Below are 14,057 nucleotides of genomic sequence, written 5' to 3' on the forward strand. Positions count from 1 at the left end.
CCCGCATCGCGCACGGCCACGCTTCGTTCTCCTTCCGGCCTGAATCCCCCCCACGCTAAGGTGCGCCCGACTCAGTGACTGGCGTAGCGCGGCCGCCCCGTAAGAGGGCATCCGTGACAGGGTGCGTTCCGTGCCGCACGGGCGCACGCCGGCGGCAATGATAGCTTTTGGGGGCAAGGCGGATGCGGGTCGGACGTGCGGCTCGGCTGCAGGTCGGCGTGGGGATTCTCGCGCTGTTCGCGGCGAGCGCGGCCTTGGCGGAAATGCAGGATAACCCGGCGGCTCACAGCCCCCGGGAAATGCACGGCGTCGCCGGCCTTGCGGTGTTCGGCGGGCTTGTTGCCTTCGCGGTGATCCTTGCGCTGCTCTATCTCTATGAGCGCGCGCGCTGGAATCGGCGGGAGCAGGATCTCGTCGCGGCGCTCAACCTGCTGCGCGGCGCCCACGACCGCGCCGAGATGCTGCTGAGCACCGACCGGCAGGTCATCATCACCTGGAACGAATACGGTGAGCCCGTGATCGAGGGCGATGTCGGCATCGCGCTCGGTGGCGAGCGCGCCGTATCGGATTCGGCCCGGCGTGTCCTGGCCTTCGGCGCGTGGTTGATCCCTGCCGACGCGCAGGCGGTTGAGGCCGCCCTCGACACGCTCTTGACCCGTGGCACCGGCTTCACCCTCGATCTGCGGACCCAGACCGCTCACAACATCGACGCCCAGGGGCGGACGGTGGCGGGCCGGGCCCTGCTGCGGCTGCGGGAGACCACATCCGAGCGCCGCGAAATCGCGGAACTGCGGATCACCCTCGATGAAACGCGGCGCGGGCTCACCGCCCTCGCGGGGCTCCTCGATGCGATCCCGCAACCGGTCTGGCGGCGCAGCCGCGATGGCAGCCTTGCCTGGGTGAACGCGGCTTATGTCGCCGCCCTCGAAGCGCCGAGCCGCGAGGCGGTGATCGATGCCGGAACCGAACTGCTCGACCGTCCCGCGCGGGAAATCATCGCCCGCGAGGAAGCCGCCGGTCCTGGCCGCAGGGCTCCACGTGTTTCGGCGGTGGTGGCGGGCCAGCGCCGCGTCCTCGACATCTACGAGACGAGCGTCGATGGCGGCCGGGTCGGCATCGCCGTGGACGTGTCGGAGTTGGAAAGCGTCCGCGCCGACCTGCAGCAGCAGATGAACGCCAACGCCCGCACCCTCGATCAATTGCCCACCGCCGTGGCGATGTTCGACGTGGGCCAGCGGCTGATCTTCCACAATGCCGCCTACCGGGCGCTTTGGGACCTCGACCAGGAGTTCCTAGACAGCCGCCCCTCCGACGGCGAAATCCTCGACCTGCTCCGCTCGCAGCGCAAACTCGAGGAGCATGCCGATTTTCGCACGTGGAAACACAGCGTGCTGGGCGCCTATCGCGCCGCCGAGGCCAATCAGGCGTGGTGGTATCTTCCGGACGGCCGTACGCTGCGCGTGGTGGCCGATCCGAACCCGCAAGGGGGCCTGACCTACCTGTTCGAGGACGTGTCCGACCGGCTCAACGCCGAATCCCGCTACAACGCCCTCCGCCGCCTCCAGGCCGAGACCCTCGACACCCTGGCCGAACCGGTGGCCGTGTTCGGTGCCGATGGACGGCTACACCTCGCCAACCGCGCCTTCACGACGATCTGGCGCCTCGACCCCGAAATGATCGACGCCCGGCCGCACGTCGATTCGGTGATCCTGCGCTGCAAGAGCCTCGCACCGGCTGAGAATCAGTGGCTCGACATCCGCGACGCGGTGGTGGGCCTCGAAGCCCGCACCGCCCTGGCCCGCCGGATCGAAATGGTCGACGGCACAGTTCTCGATTGCGCGACGCAGCCCCTGCCCGAGGGCGCGACCCTCCTGACGCTGATCGACGTGACGCCGAGCGTCAACGTCGAGCGGATGCTCACCGAGCGGAACGAAGCCCTGGAGAAGGCCGCCGAACTGCGCGACACCTTCGTCCACCACGTCTCCTACGAGTTGCGCTCGCCGCTCACGAACATCATCGGCTTCACCCAGTTGCTGGGTGACGAGACGGTGGGGGCGCTCAACACCCGCCAGCGTGAATATGCCGATCACATCATGCGCTCGTCCGGCGCGCTGCTGGTGATGATCAACGACATCCTCGACCTCGCCTCGATCGATGCCGGGTCCCTCGAGCTTCAGCGCGAGGACGTGAACGTCCAGGCCACGGTCGAGGCCGCCGTGCGCGGGGTGGAGGACCGTCTGGCCGAGGCGCGGATCGCCCTCTCCGTCGACGTGGCCGACGATGTCGGCAGCGTCCGTGCGGATGGGAAGCGGATCCGCCAGATCCTCTTCAACCTGCTCTCGAATGCCGTGGGCTTCTCCGAACCCGGCCAGGAGGTGGAGATCACCGCGCGACGTACGAATCGCGATCTCGTCCTGAGCGTCCGTGACCACGGCGTGGGCATGACGCAGGAGGTGAAGGAGCTCGTCTTCAACCGCTTCGAAAGCCGCACGCGCGGCACGCGCCACCGGGGCGTGGGCCTCGGCCTGTCCATCGTCCGCTCCTTCGTGGAGTTGCATGGTGGACGGATCGAACTGGAGAGCGAGCCGGGTGTCGGCACCTGCGTCACCTGCTTCTTCCCCCTCAAACCGCCCGAAGAGCCCCAGCCGACGCCGCGCGACACGAACAAGCCGCCGCCGCGCCCCGATCTGTCACGCCTCTCCATCGCGTGATCGCCCGCCACGCTTGACCCGGGCCGGGCGGCGCCTCACGGAGGCGGATGGTCAAAACACAGGGTTCGGGCTGGGCCGTCTTCGCGAATGGCGACTTCCGGCTCTTCGGCGGCGCGAGGTTCCTGACGGGACTCGCCTACCAGATGCAGGCCGTGGCGATCGGGTGGTTCGTCTACGAACTGACCCACTCGGCGCTCGCCCTGGGCCTCGTCGGCCTCGCGGGCTTCCTGCCCGCCATGCTCAGCGCCCTGGTGAGCGGTCACGTGGCCGACGTGTATGAGCGGCGTATCGTCGGCTCGCTCGCCTTCGCCGTGCAATCCGTGGCGAGCTTCGGCCTTCTCGCCTACGCACTGAGCGGTGCCACCGCGATCTGGCCGGTCTATGCCCTGGTCGTCATCGTCGGGACGGCGCGCGCTTTCGCCAACCCTGCCTTGCAGGCCCTACTGCCGACGCTGGTGCCGGTAACGCTCTTCGGCTCGGCCATCGCCTGGAACGCATCCCTCTGGCAAACCGCCTCGGTGATGGGGCCGGCTCTCGGCGGGCTGCTCTATGCGCTCGGCCCCAAGGTGGTCTTCGCGGCGGCAGGCACCAGTTTCGCCTTCGCAAGCGTGAGCATCGCGCTCATTCGGCACCGTCCGGCGCCGGTCACGGAACGGCCTGCGGTCACCTGGGCGACCTTGCTCGCCGGGATCGGCTACATCCGTTCGCAGCCCGTGGTGCTGGGCGCGATCAGCCTGGATCTGTTCGCCGTGCTGTTCGGCGGAGCGACAGCGCTGCTGCCGATCTACGCCGCGACGGTGCTGCATGTCGGACCGCTCGGCCTCGGCCTCCTGCGCAGCATGCCTGCCGCAGGTGCCGTGACGATGGCCCTGTTCCTCGCGACCTACCCGCTCCGCCGCCACGCCGGTATCCGGATGCTGCGGGCGGTGATGGTGTTCGGCCTCGCGACCCTGGCCTTCGGCCTATCGACTTCGCTGCCGTTTTCGATGGCGTGCCTGTTCGTCACGGGCGCCGCCGACATGATCTCGGTCTACGTGCGGCAGAGCTTCGTGCAGGGCGAGACGCCGGACGAGATGCGAGGCCGGGTCGCGGCAGTGAACACCGTCTTCATCGGGGCCTCGAACGAACTCGGCGAGTTCGAATCGGGCCTGCTCGCCGCTGCGGCGGGAGCCGTGCCCGCCGTCGTGCTGGGAGGCGCGGCGACGATCGGCATCGCCGTGCTCTGGGGTCGCGTGTTCCCGGCGCTTCGGGACCGCGACCATCTCCTGGTTCAGAAATGAGTCTTCAGCGGCCCGCCAGAAGCGGCGACCACGTGGGGTCCGAAGCGTAGCTCGGTGTCGGCACCGGCTGCTCGACCTTGCCGGTGATGTCGACCATGAACAACTTGCCGCCACCCTGGCCGCCCGGATCACGGAAGAACACGACGTACTGCCCATTCGGCGAGAAGGACGGGCTCTCGTTGTGGAAGCCCTCGGTGAGCACGCGCTCGCCGGTGCCGTCGGGCTTGGCGACGCAGATGGCGAAGCCGCCATTGCGTTGACGGGTGTAGGCGATGAGATCGCCGCGCGGCGACCAAGCGGGCTGCGAGGCCGAGCCGCCGCCGAAGGTGACGCGGTGCGGGTTCGAGCCATCCGCGCCCATCACGTAGACCTGCTGCGAGCCGCCACGATCGGATTCGAACGCGATCTGGCTGCCATCCGGCGAGTAGGTCGGCGAGGTGTCGATGGCGAGGCCGCTGGTGATCGGCTTCTGCGCCTTCGACGCGAGGTCCATGGTCACGATGTCGGCGTTGCCGCCCTGCTGCACGCTCATCACGAGCCGGCGGCCATCGGGGGAGAAGCGCGGGCTGGCGCTCATCGAATCGACGGAGCCGAAAGCCTGCCGCGAGCCGGTTTCGAGGTTGATCACCTGCACGCGCGGCTGGTGGCCGCTCGCCTGGGCCATGAAGGCGATTTCCTGGCTGCTCGGCGAATAACGCGGGGCGACGATGGACATCTCTCCCGTGGTGATGGCGCGGACGTTGGCACCGTCCTGATCCATCACCATCAGGCGCTTGCGGCGATTCTCCTTCGGGCCGGTCTCGTCCACGAAGGCGATGCGGCTGTCGAACCAGGGGCCGAGGCCGGTGATCTTGGTGTAGACCTGATCCGACACGAGATGGCCGGTGCGGCGGGCATTGGCCGGATCGGTGGCGTATTGCTGGCCGATCATCTGCTGGCCGGAGGTCACGTCCCAGAGGCGGAACTCGACCTTTAGCCGACCACCGCCATCACGCACGACGCGGCCGGTCACGAGGCCCTGCACACCCGTCGCCCGCCACTTCTCGAAATTCGGGGCAGCGTCGAAGGACGGGTTCTCGGGGAAGCGCGCCCGGTCGAGGGGGGCGAAATAGCCCGAACGGCGCAGGTTGTTGGTCACCACGCCGCTGACGAGGCCGCCCAGGCTCGGATCGCCGCTGAACTCCGTCACCGCGATCGGCATGGGCTGGAAGCTGCCGCCGCCGATCCGCAGTTGGAGCTGCGCCTGCGCGGGCCCGGCGAAGCCGAGAGCTACGGCGGCGAACGCCAAGAGAGCCAGGAGGTGGGCAGGCAGCGCGTTGCGGTGCCGGCGGATCGGGCTGTCGGTCATCGTCTCGGTCGTCGTGCTGACAGGGGAACGGGCGGCGAGGGAGCGGTGCCCGGCGTTACGTCGCCGTGAACTCGAACTCCGCGTTGATCGCCTTCCAGTCGTTGTAATACGGCGCGTAGGTGGCCGGTATGTGATACGGCGCGCACCGCCTCACCGCCCGGAGCGCGGCCTGGGCGATGGACTGGTCCACCGCGCTCGCGCCGCCCCGCATGATGCGTGGCTCGGTGCTGAGCGACCCATCCGGGTTCAGGCGGATATCGAGCACCGGCAGCACCACACCCTGGGCGGCGCCGGGCGGGGCCGAGTAGCACCGCTCGATCTGCTGCTGAAGCATGCCGACTAGCGCGTCGCGCAGCGACGGCGACAGGCGCTGCGCCGCGCCGGTGGCGGCGCCCAGAGCGGCGACCTTCTGCACCTGGTGCCCCGTTGCGCCGGTCGATTGCGATTGAGCCTTCGAATTGAGCACCGAACGGATATCGCCCGCGTTGAACTTGTCGGCCAACTCGGCTTGCTTGCGCGCCTTGGCCTCCGCGTCCGACTTCGCCTTCGCATCGGCCATGGCCTTGGCCTTCGCCTTGGCGGCCGCCTCGGCCTTGGCCGCCGCAGCGGCTTCCGCCTTCTCGCGTTCGGCCTTGGCCTTCGCTTCGGCGATTTCCTTCTGGCGCTCCGCTTCGGCCTCGGCCTTGGCTTTTGCGTCAGCAGCCTTCTTCGCCGCTTCCTTGGCAGCCTCGGCCTTGGCCTTGGCTTCCGCCGCCTTCGCTTCGGCCGCGGCCTTGGCCTCGGCAGCCTTCTTGGCGGCTTCGGCCTTCGCCTGAGCGGCAGCTTCCGCTTCCTGGCGCTCGATCAGCTTATCGAGTTGCTCGCGCTTCTCGGCCTCGGCCTTGGCCTGCGCGGCCTTGGCGGCGGCAGCGGCCTCCGCCTTCGCCTTGCTTTCGGCAGCCGCCTTCGCGGCAGCGGCTTTTTCGGCAGCAGCAGCTTTCTCCGCAGCCGCCTTGTCGGCCGCAGCCTTCGCAGCTTTTTCGGCCTCGCGCTTCTCGTCGGCGGCCTTGGCTGCCTTGGCGGTCTCGGCCTCGGTCACGTCGGGATCGGTGCGCAGCGGCATCTCGTCCGCATTGGCGACCTTCATCTCCGCGGGGCGCTTGGGCGGCGTAGGCGCGTCGGCCTTGGAATTCTCGGGCTCGCGCTCCTCGATCTTCTCGGCCTGCCGGTCGGCGCGGCTCTGAGGGTTCGGCATCGGCTTGTCGGCCTGACGCTCACCCTTTGTGATCTCGGAGAACTGGTTTTCGGTGATCACCTCGACGGGCACGCCTTCCTGCGCCTCGGGCAGGACGGGGGCGGACACGGTGACCAGCGCGAGGCCGAGCAGAACCACATGGGTCCCGGCAGAGATCCAGACACCGGGCTCCCGGCGGTCGAAGTTCGGCAAGGAGATCGCCAAGGTAGCGTCGCTCCTAGTGTTCGGGCTCGGTGACGAGCGCGACGTGGCGGAAGCCGCCGCCCGTCACGATGGCCATCACCTGGGCGACGCGTCCGTAATCGACCCGCTTGTCCCCGCGCACGAAGACCCGATCCTCGGTGCCGTTCTTGGCGGCGGCCGTCAGCTTGGCCACGATGGAATCGTCGGTCAACTCGTCCTCGCCCAGGAAGATCTGCCCGGTCTGGCGGATCGACAGGGTGATCGGCTTCACATCCGAGTTGAGAGGCGAGGCCTTGGATTGCGGCAGGTCCAGGGGCACGCCGACCGTCATCATCGGGGCCGCGACCATGAAGATGATCAGCAGCACCAGAACGACGTCGATGAACGGCGTCATGTTGATCTCGTTGATGGCACCGCCGCGACGGCCGCGCCTGCGCCGCCGCTTCGCCCCGCCTTGTCCAGCCCCTGCCGCCATGGCCATTGGTCTGTCTCCTCAGGCGGCCAGCGACAGGCGCTCGTCGATCTGCCGCGACAGGATCGCGGAGAACTCGTCGGCGAAGCCTTCCAGGCGCGACTGCGCCTTGGCGACCTCGGCCTGGAGCTTGTTGTAGGCGAGCACCGCCGGGATCGCCGCGAACAGGCCGATGGCGGTGGCGAACAGCGCCTCCGCGATGCCGGGCGCCACGACGGCGAGCGATGTGTTCTTGGAGGCCGCGATCGAGGTGAAGGCGGTCATGATGCCCCAAACCGTGCCGAACAGGCCGATATAGGGACCCGCCGAGCCGATGGAGGCGAGGAACAGGAGGCGCGATTCGAGACGCTCGACCTCGCGATGGATGGTCACGTCGAGCTGCTTCTCGATGCGCTGAGACAGCGATTGGACCTGACGGCCCGAGCCCTCGAACGAGCGCTTCCACTCGCGCATCGCGGCCACGAACACCGCCGCGAGGCCAGTGGCCGGGCGATCGTTGAAGGAGCGGAAGAGCTCTTCAAGGGAGCGACCGGACCAGAACGCGTCCTCGAACGCGTCCATCTCGCTGCGGATGCGCCGGAACAGCAACGTCTTGTCGACGATGATCGACCAGCACCACACGGAGGCGCTCAGCAGGCCCACCATCACGATCTTCACGACGAAGTGCGCCTGGAGGAACAAGCCGAGCAGGCTCATGTCGGCCACGGGTGCGGCGGCCTGCATCGCGTCGGCTGGGTTCATCCGTCGAAGTCTCCTGCTCCGAGCCGGCGCGAGGCCGCGAAAGGGCCGCCATTGCCGGAAGTGCGAGCGATATCAATGCTATCGACCGCGAATCTGTCGAAAGTAAGGGCTGCGCCCTTCCGGAACCGTCCGTCTCGTCCGCCGGATTTTAAGGGCTCTGCAAGGTTAAGGATCGGTTAGGATCCGGGCGATCTTGCGGCGATTCTGAAAGGCAGGCGGCTGGACCTGAGCGGATCGCTCTCCCTATTCTGCCGATCGACGCAGAATGAACAGGATCACATCGTGACCGCACCCGTGCCGAGCCTGCCCGACCTGCTGAGCGGGGAGGGGAGCTACCTCCTCGGCTGGTCCTGCCTCGCCGATCCCGCGCTGGCAGGGCTGATGGCCCGGAGCGGTTTCGATGTCGTGCTCCTCGACCAGCAGCACGGCACCTACGACGTCCCGACCTGCGTCGCGGGGCTCACGGAGCTGGCGCTGGCCGGTAAGCCCGGGCTCGTGCGGATCTCGGTGGGCGATTTCCGCATGGCCTCGCGAATGCTGGATGCAGGCGCGGCGGGCATCGTCGCGCCGATGATCAACACCGTCGAGGACGCGAAGGCGCTGGTCGCCGCCACGAAATTCCCGCCGGTCGGCCAGCGCAGCTGGGGACCCGACCGGGCCATGGTGTTCTCCGGGTTGGACAATCCGCAGGAGTATCTGACCCAGGCCAATGGGCGAACCATGACCATCGCCATGTGCGAAACCCGCGAGGCCATCGCCAACCTGCCGGACATCGTCGCCGTGCCGGGCATCGACGGGATCCTCGTCGGACCGGGAGATCTCTCCATCGCCCTTTCCAATGGGGCTGCCTTCGATCCGCTCGGGAGCGCGGTGACGGAGGCGCTCGGTGAGATCGTCCGCGTCACGCTGGCGGCGGGCAAGGTGCCGTGCGCCTTCGCCGCCGGTGCGGCCCGCGCCAGCGAGATGCTGACGATGGGCTTCAAGCTGTCGTCCATCGGATACGATGGCCTTCTCATCTCGGACGCCTTCGCCAAGGCGGTCGCCGAGGCGAGGCAGGCGTAACGGACTGGCCCGCGCCTGTCGGGGCCTGTACATCCCCCTTGAAGGCTGGGTGAGCCGAGGGAAACGCCGATGCCAGACGCTTTCATCTACGACCACGTCCGCACGCCACGCGGGCGCGGCAAGGCGGATGGCGCCCTGCACGAAGTGACCGCGCTACGGCTGGCGGAGACGGCGCTCAGAGCTCTGAGGGATCGCAACGACCTCGATACGCGCTTGGTGGACGACGTGATCCTCGGCTGCGTCGATCCGGTGGGCGAAGCAGGAGGCGACATCGCCCGCGCCGCCGCCTTGGTCGCGGATTACGGCGTCCACGTCCCCGGCGTTCAGATCAATCGGTTCTGCGCATCCGGTCTCGATGCGGTGAACTTCGCCGCCGCGCAGATCATGTCCGGCCAGCATCACATGACCGTGGGCGGCGGCGTCGAATCCATGAGCCGCATCGGCATCGGCGCCTCGGGAGGGGCGTGGCCTGTCGATCCGGCCATCGCCGTGAAGTCCTATTTCATGCCGCAGGGCATCTCGGCCGATCTCATCGCCACGAAATACGGCTTCACCCGCGAGGCGTGCGACGCCTACGCCGTGCGCTCGCAGGCCCTGGCCGCGCAATCCTGGCAGAACGGCCTGTTCGACCGCTCCGTCGTACCGGTGCGCGACGTGAACGGCATCACCCTGCTCGACCGCGACGAGCACATGCGTCCGGGGACCGACATGCAGTCCCTCGCTGCTCTGAAGCCATCCTTCGTGCAGATGGGCCAGTTGGGCGGGTTCGACGCGGTCGCGACCGACGCTCACCCCGATGTCGAGTTCGTGGACCATGTCCATCATGCCGGGAATTCCTCCGGCATCGTGGATGGCGCCGCCGCCGTGCTGATCGGCTCGCGGGAAGCGGGCGAGGCGGCGGGCCTCCGGCCGCGGGCGCGCATCCGCGCCTTCGCCAATATCGGCTCCGATCCGGCGCTCATGCTCACCGGGCCGGTCGATGTCACTCACAAGGTGTTGCATCGGTCGGGGCTCACCCTCGACGACATCGATCTGATCGAAGTGAATGAGGCCTTTGCCGCCGTGGTGCTGCGCTTCTGCCAAGCGTTCGACCTCGATCCCGATGGGGTCAACGTCAATGGCGGCGCCATCGCGCTGGGCCATCCGCTGGGCGCCACGGGGGCGATGATCCTCGGCACCGCGCTGGACGAGCTTGAGCGCACCGGCCGGGAGCGCGCCCTCATCACCTTGTGCATAGGCGCCGGGATGGGAACCGCCACGATCATCGAGCGCGTCTGAACGCAGCAGGTCAAGGACTTGCGGCTGCATCGTTTTCGACCGAAACGAGCGGCGCGCCCCGGTGGCCTGCCTCGAAGACGGCCGCCGGGATCCGATACGAAACGGGAGGAAAGACTTTGAACCGCCTGATCGCTACCCTTTGCCTCGGCGTTGCGCTCTCCGCGCCACTCGCCGCCCGCGCCGACGATATGAGCGACCGGGTCACGGAGGCGACGAAGCTCGTCAACAAGACCCTGATCAAGAACCTCCAGACCGGTTTCAACGTCGCGCTGGAAAAGACCACGGCTTCGATGCCGGATGAGCGCGCCGAATCCGTGCGCAAGGAACTCAACGCCGAGTTCGAAAAGCAGCGTGGCCTGATGGTCGAGGGTCTCTCAAAGGAATACGCTCAGAAGTTCAGCCTCACCGAGCTGAAGCACCTCGACGAGATCTATTCCGACCCGGTCTACGAGAAGTTTCAGACCATGAACGCCGATCCGAACTCGTCGGTGACGGCGATCTCGCAGAATTCGGTGACGAAGCTTCTGAACATGCTCGCCGTCGCTTCGGCCACCACGAGCCCGCCCCCCGGCGCGCCGCCGGTTCCGGCGCCGGCCCCCGCCCCGAAGTAAGGGCGCGGAGCCCGTGGCGACCGGGCCGTGTCGGGCGTTCCCTCAGGCCGCGCGCGTGAGGGAAGACGGCGCCATGCCGGGCACCACGGGCAGCGCCTCGATGAGGGGACGGGCGAAATGGTAGCCTTGCACCAGATCGATCCCGAGCCCCCGCACCGTCTCGAGTTCCGCCGCGGTCTCGATGCCCTCCGCGAGGATCGAGATCTCCAGCGAACGCCCGATGGACACGATGCCCGCCACGATGCTTCGGCGGCGGTCATCGGCGTCGAGACCGCGCAGCACGTCCATGTCGATCTTGATCAGGTCCGGCTGGAAGTTCGCGAGCAGGCTGAGCCCTGCGAAGCCCGCGCCAAAATCGTCCAGCGCCGTCATGAAGCCCTGCTGCCGGTAGGCGGCGACGATGCGTTTCAGATGCTCGATATCCCGGAACCGCTCGTTCTCGGTGAATTCGAACATGATGCGGCGGTGGGAGAAGCCGACGCGCTGGGCCGCCTCCAGGGACGCCCTGATGCAGGCACGGGGCTCGTAAACCGCGTTCGGCATGAAGTTGATGGACAGGCGGACATCTTCGTCCGCCGGGAACAGTTGCCCCGCCAGCTCGATGGCCTTTACGCGCGCCGCTTGGTCGAAGCGGTAGCGTGTCTCGTCGTTGACCTGAGAGAGGATCGCGCCGGCCGGCTCGCCGTTCGTGCCGCGCACGAGTGCCTCATATCCCCAGACCCGCGCCGTCGAAAGATCGAGGATCGGCTGGAAAGCCATGGTGAAGGTGAAAGGAAGGGGCGTGCTGTCCCTGCAGGCAGCACATCCGACGGTGCGTTCCATATCCAGTTCCAAAGACAGCCCCCGCCGTACCCCGGCCTAGTCCGAGAAACGTCACCACTCGATTAAGATCAGAACTCTTGAATTACCTCAGCGATACTCGCGCAGGAGCGATAGAATGAACAAAGATTACTTTCGCTTCGAAACCGATGCGGACGGTATCGCCCTGGCCGTCTGGGATATGCCGAGCCGTTCCATGAACGTCATCACCGAGGCGGTGATGGATGAACTGGCGTCGATCATCGAGGCCGTAGCCTCCGATCCGGCGATCAAGGGCTGCGTCATCGCCACGGGGAAGGAGAACTTCTCGGGCGGAGCCGACCTGACCATGCTTCAGGGCCTGCGCGCCGCCTATGAACGCTTGCGCGCCGAGAACGGCGAGGAAGCGGCCATGCGCCGGTTCTTCGAGGAATCACGCCGTCTTACCCTGCTGTTCCGGCGGCTGGAGACCTGCGGCAAGCCCTTCGCGGCGGCGATCCATGGCCTGTGCCTGGGCGGGGCTTTCGAGCTTGCGCTGTCCTGTCATTATCGGATCGCGTCGGACGCGCCCCACACTCGCGTAGGCCTGCCCGAGATCAAGGTCGGGCTGTTCCCCGGCGGCGGCGGCACGCAACGGGTCGCCCGGCTGATGCAGACCGGCGACGCCTTGCAGATGTTGTTCAAGGGCGAGCAGATCCGCGCCCCCATGGCCAAGGGCATGGGCCTGATTCACGCGGTGGCTCCGGTGGCGGAGATCGTCGCGCAGGCCAAGGCTTGGATCCGCGATGGCGGATCCTCCGTGGCGCCATGGGACGCGCCGAAGTTCAAGGCGCCCTCGGGCAAAGTCTATTCGCCCGCCGGAATGCAGGTCTGGCCCGCCGCCAACGCGATCTACCGCCGTGAGACGCACGACAATTACCCGGCGGCCAAGGCGATCCTGAACTCGGTCTACGAAGGCCTGCAGCTTCCCATGGATCTCGCCCTGAAGGTCGAGAGCCGGTACTTCGCGCAGATCCTCCGCACCAAGGAGGCAGCGGCGATGATACGCACGCTGTTCCTTTCCATGGGCGAGTTGAACAAGGGTGCGCGGCGGCCGAAGGATGTGCCCCCCGCCACCCTTCGCAAGGTCGGCGTCGTCGGCGCTGGCTTCATGGGCGCGGGCGTCGCCTATGTCTCCGCGCAGGCCGGGTTCGATACCGTGCTGATCGACCGGAGCCAGGAGGCGGCCGAAAAGGGCAAGGCCCATGCCCACGCCCTCATCACCGGTCAGATCAACAAGGGCCGCGCCAAGACCGCCGACCGCGACGCGCTCCTATCCCGGATCACCGCGACCGCCGATTACGCGGCCCTCGAAGGCTGCGATCTCGTGATCGAAGCGGTGTTCGAGGATCCCGCGATCAAGGCGGAGGTGATCGGCCAGATCGAGTCGGTGATCGGCCCGGACACGGTCTTCGCCTCCAACACGTCGACACTCCCGATCACCGGACTGGCGCGGCATTCCCGGCGTCCCGAGCTGTTCGTCGGCATCCACTTCTTCTCTCCGGTCGAGAAGATGATGCTCGTCGAGATCATCAAGGGCGGCGCCACCAACGACCGTGCCGTCGCCGTGGCCGTGGATTTCGTCCGCGCGCTCAAGAAGACGCCGATCGTCGTCAACGATTCGCGCGGCTTCTTCGCCAATCGCTGCGTCGGCGCTTACCTGCTCGAAGGGCATAAGATGCTCGCCGAGGGCGTGCCTCCGGCCATGATCGAGAGCGCCGGGCGCCAGGCGGGGATGCCGGTCGGCCCGCTCTCCCTCAACGACGAAGTGGCCTTGGATCTCATCCTGAAGATCGCCAGGGCCACCGAGGCACAGGTGGGACCCGATGCGGTCGATCCCGCGCAGACGTGGATTCTGACCGAGATGGTCGAGTCGCGTGGGCGGCTTGGACGGAAGAATCGCAAGGGGTTCTACGACTATCCGGAGGGCGCGCCGAAGCGCCTGTGGCCCGGCCTTGCCGAGTTGCAAACCCACCGGCTGGCGCCGGAGGATATCGACTTCACCGAGTTGAAGCATCGCCTACTGGTGGTTCAGGCAGTCGAGGCAGCCCGCACCGTTGGAGAGGGCGTGGTCACCGACCCACGCGAGGCCGATGTCGGCTCGATCCTGGGCTTCGGCTTCGCGCCGTTCACGGGCGGGGTACTCTCCTACATCGACTTTATGGGCGTGCCCGAATTCGTCGCCCTGGCCCGGTATCTGGAATCGCGCCACGGCGAGCGTTTTGCCGTCCCCGACAGCCTCGTCGACATGGCGGAGAACGGCCGCACGTTCTACGGAACGGGCAAGCAGGCAGCCTGAC

At 67.5% G+C, this 14,057-nt stretch carries 11 protein-coding genes; 6 read left to right on the forward strand and 5 right to left on the reverse strand.

Translation table 11 applies throughout. From position 1 onward, the window contains the following. Positions 1-182: 182 nt before the first annotated feature. Both J4O73_RS11010 and J4O73_RS11015 read left to right on the forward strand, forming a co-directional pair. Positions 183-2,711: an ATP-binding protein gene (locus tag J4O73_RS11010; RefSeq protein ID WP_426217224.1), complete on the forward strand. Its 2,529-nt coding sequence runs from the start codon at positions 183-185 to the stop codon at positions 2,709-2,711. Between the two features lie 47 nt (positions 2,712-2,758). Continuing rightward, a complete protein-coding gene (locus J4O73_RS11015) occupies positions 2,759-3,991 on the forward strand; it encodes an MFS transporter (RefSeq protein WP_426217226.1) in 1,233 nt (410 codons plus the stop codon). A gap of 4 nt (positions 3,992-3,995) precedes the next feature. On the opposite strand, the gene tolB is transcribed toward J4O73_RS11015, so the two are convergent. Genes tolB through tolQ form a run of 4 tightly spaced genes read right to left on the reverse strand, consistent with a single transcriptional unit; the run spans position 3,996 to position 7,969 of the window. Then, positions 3,996-5,339: a Tol-Pal system beta propeller repeat protein TolB gene (gene tolB, locus J4O73_RS11020; protein WP_426217228.1), complete on the reverse strand. Its 1,344-nt coding sequence runs from the start codon at positions 5,337-5,339 to the stop codon at positions 3,996-3,998. Positions 5,340-5,394: 55 nt separating this feature from the next. Continuing rightward, entirely contained in the window at positions 5,395-6,771 is a 1,377-nt protein-coding gene (gene tolA, locus J4O73_RS11025) for a cell envelope integrity protein TolA (protein WP_426217729.1), read from the reverse strand. A 19-nt stretch (positions 6,772-6,790) separates the two neighbouring features. Continuing rightward, positions 6,791-7,237: an ExbD/TolR family protein gene (locus J4O73_RS11030; RefSeq protein ID WP_378970421.1), complete on the reverse strand. Its 447-nt coding sequence runs from the start codon at positions 7,235-7,237 to the stop codon at positions 6,791-6,793. Positions 7,238-7,249: 12 nt separating this feature from the next. Next, positions 7,250-7,969, reverse strand: coding sequence for a protein TolQ (gene tolQ, locus J4O73_RS11035; RefSeq protein ID WP_426217230.1), 720 nt, complete (start codon positions 7,967-7,969; stop codon positions 7,250-7,252). A gap of 282 nt (positions 7,970-8,251) precedes the next feature. On the opposite strand from tolQ, the gene J4O73_RS11040 reads away from it, so the two are divergent. From J4O73_RS11040 to J4O73_RS11050, 3 genes are all read left to right on the forward strand, one after another. Beyond that, entirely contained in the window at positions 8,252-9,031 is a 780-nt protein-coding gene (locus J4O73_RS11040) for an HpcH/HpaI aldolase family protein (protein ID WP_426217232.1), read from the forward strand. A gap of 69 nt (positions 9,032-9,100) precedes the next feature. Further along, positions 9,101-10,309, forward strand: a complete 1,209-nt coding sequence (locus J4O73_RS11045) for an acetyl-CoA C-acetyltransferase (RefSeq protein ID WP_426217234.1) — start codon at positions 9,101-9,103, stop codon at positions 10,307-10,309. A gap of 116 nt (positions 10,310-10,425) precedes the next feature. Then, on the forward strand, positions 10,426-10,920 hold the full coding sequence (locus J4O73_RS11050; RefSeq protein WP_426217236.1) for a hypothetical protein: 495 nt from the start codon (positions 10,426-10,428) through the stop codon (positions 10,918-10,920). A gap of 42 nt (positions 10,921-10,962) precedes the next feature. On the opposite strand, the gene J4O73_RS11055 is transcribed toward J4O73_RS11050, so the two are convergent. After that, positions 10,963-11,742: an EAL domain-containing protein gene (locus J4O73_RS11055; RefSeq protein WP_426217238.1), complete on the reverse strand. Its 780-nt coding sequence runs from the start codon at positions 11,740-11,742 to the stop codon at positions 10,963-10,965. Between the two features lie 115 nt (positions 11,743-11,857). Between J4O73_RS11055 and J4O73_RS11060 the strand changes: the two genes are divergently transcribed. Continuing rightward, a complete protein-coding gene (locus J4O73_RS11060; protein ID WP_426217240.1) occupies positions 11,858-14,056 on the forward strand; it encodes an FAD-dependent oxidoreductase in 2,199 nt (732 codons plus the stop codon). Position 14,057: the final 1 nt, after the last annotated feature.

Source organism: Methylobacterium sp. NFXW15 (assembly GCF_049887755.1).
Taxonomy (GTDB): domain Bacteria; phylum Pseudomonadota; class Alphaproteobacteria; order Rhizobiales; family Beijerinckiaceae; genus Methylobacterium.